Source organism: Marinobacterium lacunae (genome assembly GCF_000705555.1).
Lineage (GTDB): Bacteria > Pseudomonadota > Gammaproteobacteria > Pseudomonadales > Balneatricaceae > Marinobacterium_D > Marinobacterium_D lacunae.
This window is the reverse complement of the sequence record NZ_JMQN01000063.1, coordinates 23,395-39,325: the sequence shown is the minus strand read 5'-3', so window position 1 is coordinate 39,325 and position 15,931 is coordinate 23,395. Positions and strand designations below refer to the sequence as shown.

Genomic DNA, 15,931 nt, shown 5'->3' with positions numbered 1-15,931 from the left:
ACTCAAGCTAATCCCCGGCGCAGGTCCAGTGTATATGGATACTCACCGGTCGGCTCTTCTGGCGGTGGTGCCATCGGTCTTGGTCCTCCCTCATGCGGGAAAAACTCGCGCAGCGCTTCATGGAACGGAGGAGGTGTGACAGCGCCCGGTGTATGGCCGTAATCCCAGAATCGGTTCACGCGGCGTGATTCCGCCTCGAACGCATTGATCGGCTGGGTATCGTAACTACGACCGCCGGGGTGGCTGACATGGTAGGTACAGCCGCCGATGGAGTGTCCGTTCCAGGTGTCGATGAGGTCGAACACCAGCGGTGCGTGGATGCCGATGGTCGGGTGCAGGGCAGAGGGCGGATTCCATGCGCGGTAGCGTACACCGCCGACATATTCACCGTGCCGACCGGTATTGTTCAGCGGCACGCGGCGACCGTTGCAGGCCAATACATAGCGGCTATCGGTCAGACCGTTGATCTTGACCTGCAGACGCTCCACCGATGAGTCCACATAGCGGGCGGTACCAAAGCTGGAAATCTCTTCGCCCAGCACGTGCCAGGGCTCGACGGCCCAGCGCAGCTCGATACGCACATCGTCGATCTGCACGCGTCCGTAGTGCGGGAAGCGGAACTCCTCGAACGGTGCCAGCCATTCCAGCTGGAACGGCAGCCCGTGGGCCTGAAGATCCTTGACCACGTCGTTGAGATCGGACCAGACATAGTGGGGCAGCATGAAGCGGTCGTGCAGCTCCGTACCCCAGCGCACCAGCGGTTTCTTGTAGGGTTCTTTCCAGAAGCGTGCGACGAGTGCACGCAACAGCAGAACCTGAACCAGCGACATCTGGGCGTGCGGCGGCATCTCGAAACCACGGAACTCAAGAATACCCTGACGGCCAGAGGCGGTGCCCGGCGCATAGAGTTTGTCGATGCAGAACTCCGAGCGGTGCGTATTCCCGGTGATATCCACCAGCAGGTTGCGCATCAGGCGATCGACCAGCCAGGGCTTGTCGACCAGCCCTTCGGGCATCTGCTGAAACGCGATCTCCAGTTCGTACAACGCTTCATGACGCCCTTCGTCCACACGCGGTGCCTGGCTGGTCGGGCCGATGAACATTCCCGAGAACAGGTAGGAAAGTCCCGGGTGGTGCTGCCAGTAGGTCACCAGAGAGCGCAACAGGTCCGGACGGCGCAACAGGGGGCTGTCTGCAGGTGTCACGCCACCGAGAGTGACATGGTTGCCACCTCCGGTGCCGCCGTGGCGACCGTCGATCATGAACTTCTCGGTGCCAAGGCGTGACAGGCGTGCTTCCTCGTACAGGGCGGTGGTGTTGTCGACGAGCTCCTTCCAGCTACCTGCCGGATGGATATTGACCTCGATCACACCGGGGTCGGGTGTGACCAACAGCTTTTGCAATCGTGGATCTTTCGGTGGCTCGTAACCCTCGATCACGACCGGAATGCCGAGTTCAGCCGCTGTATGCTCGATCGCATTGATCAGGTGAACATAGTGTTCAAGATAGTTAAGCGGCGGCAGGAACAGGTAGAGTCGACCGTTGCGCGGCTCGACGCACAGTGCGGTTTTTACGACCTCTGTCCAGCGCTGCTCGCCTTCCTGTATTTCGGCATCGGCCGCTTCATCCATCATCTGGCGAAGATCGGCACTGCTGGGCCGATCGGTTGGCGGGACCATGTCGGAGAAGGGGGCGTACCCGGGTAAGGGGGGCTTCTCGGCAAATGGGTCCGCTTCCGGCTCGATATCCCTTTTGGCACGTGCAACCCAAGGCAGGGTGTTCAACGGCAAACGGAATCCAAGAGGGGAGTCGCCGGGTATCAGCGTGAGTTGATCGCGGCGCAGCTCCCAGGGAGTCGAACGCCAGCCCTGTTTACCGTAATCCCAGCCTAGCGGCAGCACATAACCTGTCGGTGTATCCAGACCCCGGTCGAGCAGCTTTGCCAGACGCTTGCGCTCCAGGTCGTCCTTTACATCGAATTGTTTTGGGTCAACGTTGACTGGCAGTTGTTGCTCCTGCCACATGTAATAGAGCGTATCCTCGAAGGCGTCGATGAGGTACCTGTCGCTGATCTCAAGTCGCTGACACAGGGTTTTCATGAACCACTGGGCTTCAGCCAGACCGTGGCCGTAATCCTTATCGACCCGCGCCAGAAGTTTTGGGTCGTGCCATATCGGCTCGCCGTCGGTACGCCAGTAGCAACCGAGTGCCCACCGCGGGACCTCTTCGCCGGGATACCATTTACCCTGGCCATAGTGCAGCAGGCCTTTGGGAGCGAAGCGCTGGCGCAGACGCAACAGCAGGTCCTTGGCCAGTTTGAGCTTATCATCCCCCAGTGCTTCGATGTTCCACTGGGCGGAGTCCATGTCGTCGATGGATACAAAGGTGGGTTCGCCGCCCATGGTCAGCCGGACGTCACCGTCGGTCAACTCCTGATCGATCGCCTTGCCCAGCGCATCGATGCAGGCCCACTGCTCCTCGGTGTAGGGTTTGGTGACACGCGGGTCTTCGTGGATTCGGAACACCTCGTTGGCGTACACGAACTCCACCTCGCACTTGTCGGTGTAGCCGGTAATCGGCGCTGCCGATGCCGGTGACGGGGTACAGGCCAGTGGTATATGGCCTTCGCCGGCGAACAGGCCCGAGGTTGGATCGAGTCCGACCCAGCCGGCCCCTGGAATATACACCTCACACCAGGCGTGCAGATCGGTGAAATCTTCGGCCGCGCCGGAGGGACCGTCGAGTGCTTCCTGATCCTGCTTGAGCTGAACCAGATAACCGGATACGAAGCGTGCAGCGAGCCCGAGCTTGCGCAGAATCTGTACCAGAAGCCATCCGCTGTCGCGACATGAGCCTTTCGCCAACGTCAGCGTCTCTTCGCAGGTCTGTACACCGGGCTCAAGGCGGATGCCGTATTCGATCTCTTTCTCAAGCCGCTGGTTGATGTCGACCAGAAAGTCGATGATGCGGGTTTTATCGCGCGGTACGCTGTCGACCCAGGCGTTTAGCTTCTCGCCATCCTCGGCTACCTCAAGGTAGGGCTGAAGCTCCTTTTTAAGCGCATCGTCATAGGTGAATGGGAAGTGCTCGGCGTAGTCTTCAAGGAAAAAGTCGAAGGGGTTGATCACCGTCATATCGGCGATCACTTCGACCTCGAACTTGAACGTGCGGGTTTTCTCGGGGAAAACCAGGCGCGCCTGGTAGTTGCCGAAGGGGTCCTGCTGCCAGTTGATGAAATGCTCTTCGGGTTCGATCTTCAGGCTATAGCTGTGAATATGGGTACGCGAGTGCGCAGCAGGGCGCAGCCGCAGCACATGCGGAGAAAGTGAAACCGCACGATCGAACTTATATTCGGTCGAGTGGCGAATCGCTATGCGGATAGTCACGGCTCAAGTCCTTCAGGGTACGGGAAACCAGGTCTGGTAAATCGAATCATGCAGCTTTCCGAGCTGCACCTGCAGATCGTTCAGGAAATCTCGGAAATCCTGCCCAAGATCCCGATCGTCCTCGATCTGGAAGACGCCGGTATCGATCTCTTTCAATACTTTGCGCACGTTTTCGCTTTTCGGTAGCTTGCCCGCCGCAACATCGATCTGAAGCAGGCAGAAGTACACAGCACGTGGGAAGTGAGGGTCGGTGAGCATGAAGTTCGCGACTTCCGGCCCCGATACGGCCGCCTTTACGGTTCGGCGGTAGCTCATGTAGGCGCTGGCAGAGCGCAGTACGTTACCCCAGACGATCTGCCTTAGGTTGACGTTGGCGTCACCGTTTACCTCGATCAGCGCGAAGGCCCCGGCATCGAGCAGACGGGTGGTCATGTCCGCACGTTCGAGATCGCGTCCCATCTTCATGAACTGCCAGCCGGCGTCGTGGCTCATGGTGCCGTAGAGAAGCCCAGACAGCGTTTGGCAGCTCTTGATGATATCGGAGAGGAACTCATGGCGACGGCTGCGATTGATACCCTGCTGGATATTGTCGCGCGCGAACAGGTAGAGCTCGTTGATCTGCTCCCAGGTTTCTGCCGGCACCACGTCGCGTGACGTACGGATATTCTCGCGCACCATCTTGATGGCCGAGAGCATGGAGCTGGGGTTGGTATCGTCGGCGAGCAGAAATTTTACGACGTTTCGCTCATCCTGATTTTTGTAACGGTCTTCGAACAGGTCGGTAGCGCTGTTCAGAATGACAAGGTTGTACCAGCCGATGGTGATCTCGTTGGGCACGTCAAACAACAACTTGTCGTAGACGCTCACCAGTCGGGCGGTATTTTCAACACGTTCAAGGTAGCGCGCCATCCAGTAGAGGCGCTCGGCAACTGTAGATAACATGATCAGGCCTCCCCAGTCTCGACAATCCAGGTGTCTTTACTACCGCCGCCCTGCGACGAGTTGACTACCAGTGAGCCTTTGCGCATGGCCACTCGCGTCAGTCCGCCTGTGGTGACGTACATATCCTTGCCCTGCAGAATGAATGGGCGCAGATCCAGATGGCGAGGTTCCAGCGCGCCTTTCTCCACAATGGTCGGGGCTGTGGACAACTTGAGTGTGGGTTGGGCGATGTAGTTGCGAGGGTTCTCCTTGATCAGTTTTGCAAAGGTAGCCTGATCCTTCTTGGTCGAGTGCGGGCCAACCAGCATGCCGTAACCCCCGGACTCGTTGGCCGGTTTCACCACCAGCTTGTCCAGATTGGCCAGTACATAGGCGCGTTGCTCGGGATCCTCGCAGAGGAAGGTTTCCACGTTCTTGATGATCGGTTCCTCGTTGAGGTAATAGCGAATAATCTCCGGCACGTAGGCGTATACGACCTTGTCATCGGCTACGCCTGCACCCGGGGCATTGGCCAGGGCGACATTGCCGTTCTGCCAGGCACGCATCAGCCCGGGCACGCCCAGTACCGAATCCTTGCGGAATACTTCCGGATCCAGGAACAGGTCATCGATACGGCGGTAGATCACATCGACACGCTCAAGGCCGGAGATGGTGCGCATGAACACACAGTCATCGTCCGATACCACCAGATCCGAACCCTCGACCAGCTCGACCCCCATCTGCTGCGCCAGAAAGGCATGCTCGAAATAGGCAGAGTTGAAAATGCCGGGGGTCAGGACAACGACGACCGGTTTTTTGATCTTACGGGGTGAGAGTGACACCAGTGTGTCGAACAGGTTTGAGCAGTAGTCGTCCACCGGCAGAATGCGATCGTTCTCAAACAGCTCCGGCAACACGCGTTTTGTGATGCCGCGGTTTTCCAGCATATAGGACACGCCTGAGGGCACGCGCAGGTTATCTTCAAGGACATAGAACTCGCCATCCTCGGCGCGCACCAAATCGGTGCCGCATATGTGTGCCCATGCACCGTAAGGAGGAGAGATGCCGACGCACTCGGGGCGGAAGTTTTTCGACTCGGTGATGATGTGTTCGGGGATGATGCCGTCCTTTATCACATTCTGATCGTGATAGAGATCATCGATAAACATGTTGAGCGCTTTGAGACGCTGTTTTAATCCGGCTGCGGTTGTGGACCACTGGCGGGCAGAAATGGTGCGGGGGACAATGTCGAAAGGCCAGGCTCGGTCTATGTTGCCCTCTTCCGTGTACACCGTGAAACTGATGCCCATCTCTTGGATAGTCGCTTCTGCCATCTGGCGGCGGGTTTCGATCTCTTCATCGCTCAGGGAACCCAGGTATGAGATCAACCGCCGTGCGGGGGCGCGTGGATTGCCGTTGGCGGTGACCAGTTCATCAAAAAATTCCTGAGGCTCGTATCTCTTCCAATCCATACTCATGCAAATGCCCATCATCGACTGTGGCTGACGTGAGGCCTGGAACCCAGCGGGTTGAAGACCTTTCTCTCTCGTTATGAATGCACTGGGGCGAATGGATCCTGTCGCCCGGGGGCGCAACGCATACTGCTCCTGAATCTGGTTGAAACATCTCCAGACTTTGCAATTTACAAGCCAGAGTTGATTGAGGTTGTGTGGTGCGACGACTCCCTTTGCGGATGTTTCTGAGGGGGACTTACTGTATCCGGTTAATACGACTCTTTTATGTATAGCAGCGGAATGTGCTGGGTGAAAGAGGCACGTGAAGGCTTGTCGCGCTCTTCTATACTGAATGCATAAGCTCGGGGGTGGTCATGAACAGAATCAGGATCGTGCTGCGACGGTGTATCTGGCTGATGGCATGCTATGCCATGGTCGCCTCTGGGATCGCGTATGCGGCTCAAGATGAGGTACCACCCTCCAAAGCGCTATGGGTGTTGACGCTCGATGGCGTGGTGGGGCCCGCTACCGCCGATTATGTCAGCCGTGGCATCCGCGATGCGGCAGCGGGCGATGCCAGCGCCATTCTGCTGAACATCAATACCCCGGGTGGGCTGGATCAGTCGATGCGGCAGATGATCTCGTCTGTACTGGCGTCTCCCATCCCGGTCATCTGCTATGTCTCTCCCAGCGGCGCGCGCGCTGCGAGCGCCGGTACCTTCCTGCTCTATGCCTGCCATGTGGCGGCAATGGCGCCGGCAACCAATCTTGGCGCCGCAACGCCGGTATCCATTGGTGGCCCCATATCCCCCGCGCCGGATGAAGGCAACGAGCCTCAGCCACCGCAGGGCGGTACCGCAATGGAGCGAAAAGTCACCAATGATGCAGTGGCCTATATCCGCAGTCTGGCGGAGCTCAGAGGGCGTAACGCCGATTGGGCGGAAAAAGCGGTGAGGGAAGGGGCGAGCCTCAGTGCGAAGGCGGCTCAGGCGTTGGGGGTGATCGATCTTATTGCCGCGAATGAAGAGGAGCTGTTCGCCACGCTCTCAGGAAAGGCGATTGATGTGAAAGGTCAGACGGTCGTGCTGGATCTGGCACAGGCACCACGTTTTAGGGTTGATCCCGACTGGCGCAGCGATTTTCTTGCCGTGATTACCAATCCCAACGTGGCCTATGTACTGATGCTGATTGGCCTGTATGGACTTATCTTCGAGTTTACCAACCCGGGGTTTGGCGTACCCGGTGTACTGGGGGCTATCTGCCTGCTTGTTGCGCTGTACGCGTTCCAGATTTTACCGGTGAGCTATGCCGGTCTTGGGCTGGTGCTGCTGGGTATCGGCTTGATCGCGGCCGAGGTGTTGATGCCCAGCTTCGGGGTGCTCGGGGTAGGGGGGCTGGTTGCGTTCGTGGTTGGCTCAATCATTCTGATGGATACCGACCTGCCTGCCTATCAGATTGCGCTGCCGGTCATCGCTGCATTGGCAGTTACCACCGGGGCGCTGCTGTTCGCCGTTCTGGGTATGGCTTGGCGGGCACATCAGCGACCGCGGGAGTATCGTGCGGGGCCCGATAAGGAACACTGCGTGACCATCGAGCAGGTGTACGACGGTCAGGTGTTGGCCCGCTTTGAGGGCGAACTCTGGTCTGTGCGCTGCCCGGATCCTCTGCAGGTCGGAGACCGTGTGCGGGTGCATGAAATCGACGGATTAACGCTTGTCGTCGACAAGCTGGAGGCGTGAGGTGATCGGTATTCCCTACTTCGTGATAACAATCGTCGTGCTGGTGGTGTTGTTGCTGGTCTCGATGTTTCGCATTCTGCGCGAGTACGAACGCGGCGTGATCTTTTTGCTTGGGCGCTTCTACAAGGTGAAGGGGCCAGGGTTGATCATCGTGGTCCCGGTTATCCAGCAGATTGTCCGAGTGGACCTGCGAACCCTGGTTATGGATGTGCCGACACAGGATGTCATTTCGCGCGACAACGTTTCAGTCAGGGTGAATGCAGTCATCTACTTCCGCGTGGTGGACCCTGAGCGGGCAATCATCCATGTGGAAAACTATCTGGAGGCCACCAGTCAGTTGTCGCAGACCACATTAAGGTCAGTATTAGGGCAGCATGAACTTGATGACATGCTGGCAGGTCGCGAGAAACTCAATGCCGACATCCAGCAGATTCTGGATAAACAGACCGATGCCTGGGGAATCAAAGTCGCTAACGTGGAGATCAAGCATGTTGATCTCGATGAAAGCATGATCAGGGCTATCGCCAAACAGGCTGAAGCCGAGCGGTCTCGGCGCGCCAAGGTGATTCACGCCAGCGGTGAGCTCGAGGCGTCTGAAAAACTCCTCGGCGCCGCGAAGCGGTTGGCCGAGCAGCCGCAGGCATTGCAATTGCGATACATGCAGACGCTGACTGAAATAGCTGGCTCTGGCCAGAGCAGCCACACCATCGTGTTTCCGCTGCCGATCGATATGATCAATCAGTGGACGGGGACGAGTGGCGCTAAAGCGCCAAGCGGTTCCGGTGCTGACGAGGATCGTCAGTAACCACCGGGTCCGCATTGCCTGAAGGCTGCAGGTGCATAGGCCAGGCGCAGGCGTTTATTGCTTGATGCGATAGCCAGTACGGAATATCCACCATACAGCGCTCAGGCAGATCACCATGAACAGCAGCGTCATGCCCAGGCTCAAGCCCACATTGACGTCGGCAACGCCGTAAAACGCCCAGCGGAAACCGCTGATCAGATACACCACCGGATTGAACAGCGTCAGCGACTGCCAGGGCTCCGGCAGCATGTTGATCGAGTAGAACGCACCGCCAAGGAAGGTCAGTGGCGTGATCACCATGAGCGGAATCACCTGAAGTTTCTGAAAGTCATCCGCCCAGACACCGATGATAAAGCCGAACAGGCTGAAGGTCAGCGCTGTCAGCAGCAGGAACGCCAGCATCCAGAAGGGGTGCAGTATGCTGTAGTCGACGAACAGCCGGGCCGTGGCCAGTATGAGTATGCCGATGATCAGCGACTTGGTTGCGGCGGCCCCGACGTATCCCGCGACGATTTCGAATGGTGAAACAGGGGCTGACAGTACCTCATAAATGGTGCCCGAAAATTTCGGGAAGAATATGCCGAACGAGGCGTTCGAGATACTTTCGCTCAGCAGTGAGAGCATCAACAGGCCTGGAATGATGAAAGCGCCATAGCCGACACCGTCGATCTCGCCCATGCGTGAACCGATTGCCGTGCCGAATACGATGAAGTAGAGCGAAGTGGAGAGTACCGGTGAGGCGATGCTCTGCATCAAGGTACGTCGAGTGCGCGCCATCTCGAACTTGTAGATTGCACGTATTCCATTGATATTCATTGGTGATTCCTGTTACCCATTGCCCTTGACGAGGTTGACGAAGATCTCTTCCAGCGAGCTCTGCTTCGATTGCAGGTCCTTGAGATCGATACCCTGCGCACTCAAACTGCGCAGCAGTTCGGCGATGCCGCTGGTTTCCTGATGGGCGTCGAAGGTGTAGGTGAGCTGCTGGCCATCTTCGCTAAGCGTCAGGTTGTAATGCGCAAGGGTAGCGGGGAGTGTCTCAAGAGACGTTTGCAGGTGCAGATGCAACTGCTTCTGACCGAGTTTCTGCATCAGTGCATGCTTGTCTTCGACGAGGATCAGTTCGCCCCGGTTGATAACGCCGATACGGTCCGCCATCTCTTCGGCTTCTTCGATGTAGTGGGTTGTCAGAATAATGGTCACACCGCTTTCGCGAAGCCCCCTTACCATCTCCCACATGTCACGGCGTAACTCGACATCGACACCGGCGGTCGGCTCATCCAGAAAGAGTATGCGGGGTTCGTGTGACAGCGCCTTGGCGATCATGACGCGGCGCTTCATGCCACCGGAGAGCGCAAGCATCTTGGATCGACGTTTATCCCAAAGCGAGAGCTGGCGTAAAACCTTTTCTATATAAGCAGGGTCTGCAGGCTTGCCGAACAGACCACGGCTGAACGAGACGGTGTCCCAGACACTCTCGAATGCGTCGGTGGTCAGTTCTTGGGGTACTAAACCGATTAGGCTGCGAGCGGCGCGGTAATCGTGAACGATATCGACGCCATCGGCGGAAATGGTGCCGCTGCTGGCGTTCACGATGCCGCAGATGATACTGATCAATGTTGTCTTGCCCGCCCCATTGGGACCGAGCAGGGCAAAAATCTCGCCTTTGCGGATCTCAAGATCTATCGATTTGAGCGCAGTAAAACCGGATGCATAGGTCTTGCTGATGCCCTTGATACTGATGATCGGTTGCACAGGCTCTCCTTGTCACTGGTGGTGCAGTCAGGCTGAGGAAGCGTTGATTGTAGCGCGACTGAGGTGACAAGGGCGATTTGTTAACCGTGAACTCAGGATCCCAACTAGCGGATCTCTATATCAGGAAGCCAGCGGCCCTCCAGTTTGAAGTCGCCGATGTCATACTGGCCAATGGGCGGTGTCGTAAGATCCTCTGGTGGCGATGCAATCAGGTTCAGATCGAGTGCGTGGGCCTCGCCCCGGATCGTGCCTTCGTCACTCACTTCAAGTGGATAATAGATACCGTTCCACAACCGGGCACCGAAGGTGTCCGGCTTCTTGAAGAGAAACAGCAGATCATGTTCCAGCCATCTCAGGTCATCCGCGGTAATACGTCGTGGGGTGTCGTAGGGGTAGGGCACGTAGCACCAGAGTTCCGGACCCTCCAGGCACTTCATCTCTTTCATCGAGAGAAAGTGGTCCTTAAACTGGTTCAGGTCCAGATCGAGGGTGTAGCCATAGCCGGAGCCGTCCGCTTCGACGGTGAGCGTGCCGATCGCCTGCTCTTTGCCCTGGCCATCGATAAGATAGATCTGGCGTTCTCCGGCCAAGTCAGCAGCGTGAGTATGCAGGACTAACGCCAGAGGTAAGGCGAAACCGGTGAGACGCAAAGACATGGGATACCTCGTCGCAACTGAGACTCTCTTCAGTCTAGGAGCGCATCACCACTTAACAATGCTACTTGTGTACCCTTTTCCACAGCCCGGCGCCGTCATGGCAGACGTTCAGCTGGCGGAGGCGTAACTGCTGCGCTTGCTCGTCTTCAGTCCGGCTTTTACCAAGGCTTCCAGCATGAGCAGACCGACCCGGACGCCGTCGACCACGGGCAATCCCAGTGCCTTTTGCAGATCCGCCTGCAGGAAAGTCAGCCCAGCGCAACCCAGCACCAGTGCTTCTGATTCGTCTGTAGCGAGAATGCTTTCCGCCCGGGCGACCAGTGTTGAAAACAGGGCCGGTTCTGCGCATTGTTCAAGGGCCAGTACCGGCATCTTCATCGCATGTACACCCAGACAGTGCTCTGCGAAGCCGTACTCACGGGCGTTTCTCTCCAGAATGCGCACCGACTTCTGTTGCGCTGTAAGGATGGAGAAACCGCAGCCGAGCATGCTTGCAGCGTGTACGCCAGCCTCACCGATGCCGAGTACCGGACCCTTGGCCAGCTCACGGGCGGCGTGCAGTGCCGTGTCATCGGCACAGGCGATAAGGTAAGCATCGCAGCCGGTCGCCTCGCCAAGGCGTATCTGTTCCAGCACTCCAGGGGCGGCAAGGGCGCCGTCATAGAAGCCTTCGATACTGTTGATACCGGCACCGGCACAGACGACCTCGACATGAGTACCTGTCGATGCCACCTCGCAGCAGCTGGTGGCGATCGTCTGGCGCATCGTTTCGCTGTCATTGGGGTTAATAACACGCAGTTTCATAGTTCTAGAGTCCGGTTGGAGCCTTTCGTGCCCGGCTTCTGCGAACTGCCCAGATGGTTATCAGAGCGGCAGAGATCAGGGTGAAGGAGAACAGGGTGGTCAGCGTACCCAGGGCATAGAGAACCGGCGTGGTCACGTTGGTGGTCATGCCGTAGATCTCCAGCGGCAGGGTGTTAAAGGTGCCGGCGGTCATCAGGGTGCGGGCGAACTCATCGTAGGACAGCGTAAAGCCGAACAGACAGACACCGATCAGGCTTGGCAGAATCAGCGGGAAAACCACCAGACGGAAGGTCTGCCAGGCGGTGGCCCCCATATCAATGGCGGCGGCTTCGTAGCTTTTGTTAAAGCGGTTGAATACCGCAAACATGATCAGCAGGCCAAACGGCAGGGTCCAGGTCAGATGAGCGCCGAACGCTGAGCTGTACCAGGCCGGTGAAAGGCCGGTGCGGTCGAACATGATGCCGATGCCGAGGCTAATCAGGATCGACGGCAGGATCAGGCTCACCAATGTCAGGTAGAACAATACGTTGCCGCCCTTGAAACTGCGTCGGTAAGCCAAACCTGCCAGCAGCGAAAACACGGCGGTACAGAGCATCACACAGAGGCCCAGCAGGATCGAGCGGGTCAACGAGCCGCCAAAGTCACCCACCTGTTGCTCTTCAAAAAGCTGCCGGAACCAGTGCAGTGAAATCCCGTTCATCGGAAAGGTGAGGCCACCCTCCGGCCCCTGGAACGACAGGATCGCGATGGTGGCCGTGGGGCCATAGAGAAAGATGATGAACAATACAAAAACAATGGTCAGGGGGATGAATCCCGCCTTGCGCTTCGCCTTGTCGGGGGCTGCCATGATTACAGTTCCTTCTTGATGTTGATGAAACGGAACATGATGCTGAGCATGATCAGGACGGTGATCAGCAGCACCACGGCACCGGCGGCTGCGGCCGGGTATTGCAATAGCGAGATCTCGTTGCGGATCAACACGCCCACGGAGGCGCTTAAGCCCCCGCTCATCAGACTGACGGTGATGAAGTCGCCCATCACCAGGGTGACGACAAAGATGGAGCCGATGGCGATACCTGATTTACACAGCGGCACCACCACCTGAAAGATCGTCTGGAAGGCGCTGGCGCCGGCATCGATGGAGGCTTCGATCAGGTTACGGTCGATCCGCATCATCGAGTTGAAAATTGGGACCACCATGAACAGGGTATAGAGGTGAACGAATGCCAGCACCACGGCGAAATCGCTGTACAGCAGCCATTCGATGGGGGCGTCGATCAGGTTGATCTCCTGCAGGGTCGAGTTCACCAGACCGTTGCGTCCTAGCAGCGGAATCCAGGAGATCATACGAATGATGTTAGAGGTCAGAAACGGCACGGTGCAAAGCACGAACAGCACGCCCTGAAGCAGTGGACTGCGGATATAGAACGCCAGGTAGTAGGCGACGGTAAATCCCAGCGTCAGGGTGATCACCCAGGTGGTGATGGCAAAGAAAAACGTCTTCAGATAGGCGCTCAGCGTGACGCTTGATGTGAGTAGAAACTCGTAGTTTTCAAAGATGAAATCGGGCAGCAGTTGATAGGCGTTGTAGTCCCAGAAGCTGACGATCACGATGGTCGCAACGGGAAACAGCAGAAACAGCAGAATCACCAGTGCCAGGGGCGTGACCTGCAGGTAGCTGGGGTTGGCGGTTAGAAAACGCATCTAACTTTATTCTCCGAAATACGGGCTCTCTGAAAAACGGGCTCTGAGTCAGGTTAAGTGCTCAGGTAAAGGCGGGGGCGATCACTCGCCCCCTGAAGTTGGGTTCTATCAGGACGCGATGAACTCGTTCCACTTGCGAACCATGTACTTGTTCTCATCCATGACGGAGTTCCAGCAGGCGACCGCGCCCATGCGATCCCAGTAGGAGCCACCGTCACGCACGGCACCCGCGGTTTCCATCACCTTGCCATCGGGGCTGAGGATATCGCCTTGGGCCGGCTTACCTTCGATCCAGTAGCCCCACTCGTCGGCGCTCATATGCTCCTTCGAGGTGGACGGTGCCGCTGAGTAGTAGCCCTGACGGTTCAGGTAAGCACCGACCCATCCGGACAGGTACCAGTCGATGTACTCGTACGCGGCATCCAGCTCCAGACCGGAGAGGTGCTTGGCCAGGCCGATACCGCCACCCCAGGCGCGGTAGCCCTCTTCCAGCGGCTGGTATTTGCAGGCGATGCCCTTGGCGCGCACGGCCGCAACCGCCGGTGACCACATGGACTGGATCACGACCTCGCCGGAGGACATCAGGTTCACCGACTCATCGAAGCTCTTCCAGAAGGCGCGGAACTGGCCATCGGACTTGGCTGCCTTGAGGATCTCGATGGTGGCGTCGATCTCTTCGCGGGTCATGTTGCCCTTGTTGGCGTACTGGATTTCGCCCATGGACTCGCAGATCATCGCCGCATCCATAATGCCGATGGACGGGATATTCAGGATCGAGGTCTTGCCCTTGAACGCCGGGTCCATGATGTCGCGCCAGTGGGTGATCGGACGGCCTACCAGATCCGGGCGAATGCCCAGGGTATCGGCGTTGTAAATGGTCGGGATCAGCGTCATCCAGTCAGTCGGCTCAGAGGCGAACTGGACCGATTCCTTGCCTTCAACGAAGCCCACGGTGTGCGGAGCGGTGCCCTGGGCGATCTCAGAGTCTTTGTTCAGCTTACCGGTGATAAACAGCTGGGAGATCTTGTCGAAGTTCTTCAGACGCGAGGTGTTCATCGGCTGCATGGTGCCAGCCGGGAAGGTCTTTTTGCAGATCCAGTACTCGATGTCTGCGATATCGAATGAGCGCGGCTGGGTGACGACGCGTTGGGCGACAGCGTCGGAATCCAGTGCGGTCAGCTCCAGGTTGATACCCAGGTCCTCTTTCGCTTTCTGAGCGATCGCGTTGAGGTTGGACACCCCGGTGCCAAACTGGCGCAGGGTGATGTCCTTGATGTTCTGTGCCCAGATCATCGGGAAGCCAGTAATCGCGCCAGAGCCCAGGGCTGCACCACCGACCGCACCAGCGGCCTTGATGAATCCGCGACGGCTGACGCCGCTACGTTCCTGTTTCGGTTCTGCACTGGCGCTCAGAGTGTCCTTAAGGTCTTTCTTGTCGTCGAAGCTCATCATCGATCTCCAGTTTGTGATATCGGATTCAAAGGGTTGGGTTCATAGGCCGGACAGGGCGTCGCCGCCGGGCCGCAGGGGGTTGAGGTCGGTATGGCGCCAGCCCACAAAAGCGCGATCGCCGGCAAGCAGAGGTGATGCGAGGTAGTCGGCGTCGCTCTGAAATACGGAAAGCCCGAGGCCATCGCTGAACTGTCCTCGCAGGTGCACATAGCTGCCTTGGTACTCCACGGACTCCACGTGCAGCGGATCGGGCTGGGCCGTGTCAAAAGGTTCGGGACTGATCTGTATCCGGTCGCAGCGCAAAGAGACACGGGCGCGGTTATCGCTGTCGCTTTTCAATGGCGTGTCCAGAGCGATAACCCGCTGCTCGCCGATGCTGAGACCCGAATCGGTCAAGGTGCCCTCGATGATGTTGTGTCCACCGATAAAACTGGCAACAAAACCGGTGCTTGGGCGACTGAAAATGGCGATTGGGTCATCCACCTGCTCGATGAAGCCGTTGTTCATCACCACGACCTGGTCCGCCAGGGCAAAGGCTTCTTCCTGGGAGTGGGTCACGTGTATGAAGGTAATGCCCAACTGCTGCTGAATGTTCTTAAGTTCGGCACGCATGCGGGTGCGCAGGAAAGGATCCAACGCTGAAAGAGGCTCATCCAGCAGGATGACTTCCGGCTGGTTGATCAGCGCACGGGCCAGGGCCACACGTTGCTGCTGCCCGCCGGAGAGCTGTTCGGGAAAGGCTTCAAAAAAGCTTTCCATGTTGACCAGTTTCAGCATCTCCAGGGCCCGGACATGGCGCTCCTGCTTGCTGATGCCGGCGATTTTCAGGCTGAAGGCCACGTTATCCAGACTATTAAGATGCGGAAACAGGGCGTAGTTCTGGAACATCAGAGCGGTGCCCCGTTTGCGGGGAGGGAGGGTGGTGACATTGCGGTTATTCATCAGAATGTCGCCTTCCGTGACACTCTCATGTCCCGCGATCATTCGCAGCGTTGTCGACTTTCCACAGCCACTTGGGCCAAGCAGACAGCAGTAGGAGCCGCCCTCAATATGGAGGTCGATATTCCTGACCGCGGTGCTTTCGCCGTAACGTTTTACCACGCCGACCAATTCAACAGAGCCTTTCTTCATAACTGTTAGCAATCCAAAATTGTTAGCAATTTATTGATAATGGATTGCGAGGGCTGTGCCATATCGGGCCGAGTACGTATAACCCGTTATTTTTTTTGAATAAAAAATTCAAGTATCGCTGTGT

The 15,931-nt window shown here is 57.5% G+C and carries 13 protein-coding genes; 2 read left to right on the top strand and 11 right to left on the bottom strand.

Features of this window, described 5'->3' with window-relative positions; translation table 11 throughout:
* Window positions 1-2: 2 nt before the first annotated feature.
* The 3 genes from ADIMK_RS20735 to ADIMK_RS20725 are packed head-to-tail and all read right to left on the bottom strand — an operon-like array spanning window position 3 to window position 5,785.
* Window positions 3-3,386 carry a transglutaminase family protein gene (locus tag ADIMK_RS20735; protein ID WP_036192365.1) on the bottom strand — a complete coding sequence of 1,128 codons (3,384 nt, stop codon included), beginning with the start codon at window positions 3,384-3,386 and terminating at the stop codon, window positions 3-5.
* Between the two features lie 12 nt (window positions 3,387-3,398).
* Window positions 3,399-4,328, bottom strand: a complete 930-nt coding sequence (locus ADIMK_RS20730) for an alpha-E domain-containing protein (protein ID WP_036192362.1) — start codon at window positions 4,326-4,328, stop codon at window positions 3,399-3,401.
* A gap of 2 nt (window positions 4,329-4,330) precedes the next feature.
* Window positions 4,331-5,785, bottom strand: a complete 1,455-nt coding sequence (locus tag ADIMK_RS20725; RefSeq protein ID WP_036192358.1) for a circularly permuted type 2 ATP-grasp protein — start codon at window positions 5,783-5,785, stop codon at window positions 4,331-4,333.
* Window positions 5,786-6,135: 350 nt separating this feature from the next.
* Between ADIMK_RS20725 and ADIMK_RS20720 the strand changes: the two genes are divergently transcribed.
* Both ADIMK_RS20720 and ADIMK_RS20715 read left to right on the top strand, forming a co-directional pair.
* Window positions 6,136-7,500, top strand: a complete 1,365-nt coding sequence (locus ADIMK_RS20720; RefSeq protein ID WP_036192355.1) for an NfeD family protein — start codon at window positions 6,136-6,138, stop codon at window positions 7,498-7,500.
* A 64-nt stretch (window positions 7,501-7,564) separates the two neighbouring features.
* Window positions 7,565-8,305: a slipin family protein gene (locus ADIMK_RS20715; protein WP_081849910.1), complete on the top strand. Its 741-nt coding sequence runs from the start codon at window positions 7,565-7,567 to the stop codon at window positions 8,303-8,305.
* A gap of 54 nt (window positions 8,306-8,359) precedes the next feature.
* Here the strand turns inward: ADIMK_RS20715 and ADIMK_RS20710 are convergent, their stop codons facing one another.
* The 8 genes from ADIMK_RS20710 to ADIMK_RS20675 form a co-directional block, all read right to left on the bottom strand.
* Window positions 8,360-9,121, bottom strand: a complete 762-nt coding sequence (locus ADIMK_RS20710; protein WP_036192353.1) for an ABC transporter permease — start codon at window positions 9,119-9,121, stop codon at window positions 8,360-8,362.
* 12 nt (window positions 9,122-9,133) lie between these two features.
* Window positions 9,134-10,060 (bottom strand): ABC transporter ATP-binding protein, encoded by a 927-nt coding sequence (locus tag ADIMK_RS20705; protein ID WP_036192350.1) that lies wholly within the window; start codon window positions 10,058-10,060, stop codon window positions 9,134-9,136.
* A gap of 104 nt (window positions 10,061-10,164) precedes the next feature.
* Window positions 10,165-10,716: a hypothetical protein gene (locus tag ADIMK_RS20700; protein WP_036192347.1), complete on the bottom strand. Its 552-nt coding sequence runs from the start codon at window positions 10,714-10,716 to the stop codon at window positions 10,165-10,167.
* A 108-nt stretch (window positions 10,717-10,824) separates the two neighbouring features.
* Window positions 10,825-11,520, bottom strand: a complete 696-nt coding sequence (locus ADIMK_RS20695; protein ID WP_036192344.1) for an aspartate/glutamate racemase family protein — start codon at window positions 11,518-11,520, stop codon at window positions 10,825-10,827.
* 4 nt (window positions 11,521-11,524) lie between these two features.
* Window positions 11,525-12,367: an ABC transporter permease gene (locus ADIMK_RS20690; RefSeq protein WP_036192342.1), complete on the bottom strand. Its 843-nt coding sequence runs from the start codon at window positions 12,365-12,367 to the stop codon at window positions 11,525-11,527.
* 2 nt (window positions 12,368-12,369) lie between these two features.
* A complete protein-coding gene (locus tag ADIMK_RS20685) occupies window positions 12,370-13,224 on the bottom strand; it encodes an ABC transporter permease (RefSeq protein WP_036192339.1) in 855 nt (284 codons plus the stop codon).
* A gap of 108 nt (window positions 13,225-13,332) precedes the next feature.
* Window positions 13,333-14,673: an ABC transporter substrate-binding protein gene (locus ADIMK_RS20680; RefSeq protein WP_036192336.1), complete on the bottom strand. Its 1,341-nt coding sequence runs from the start codon at window positions 14,671-14,673 to the stop codon at window positions 13,333-13,335.
* 42 nt (window positions 14,674-14,715) lie between these two features.
* Window positions 14,716-15,807, bottom strand: a complete 1,092-nt coding sequence (locus ADIMK_RS20675; RefSeq protein ID WP_036192333.1) for an ABC transporter ATP-binding protein — start codon at window positions 15,805-15,807, stop codon at window positions 14,716-14,718.
* Between the last annotated feature and the right edge of the window lie 124 nt (window positions 15,808-15,931).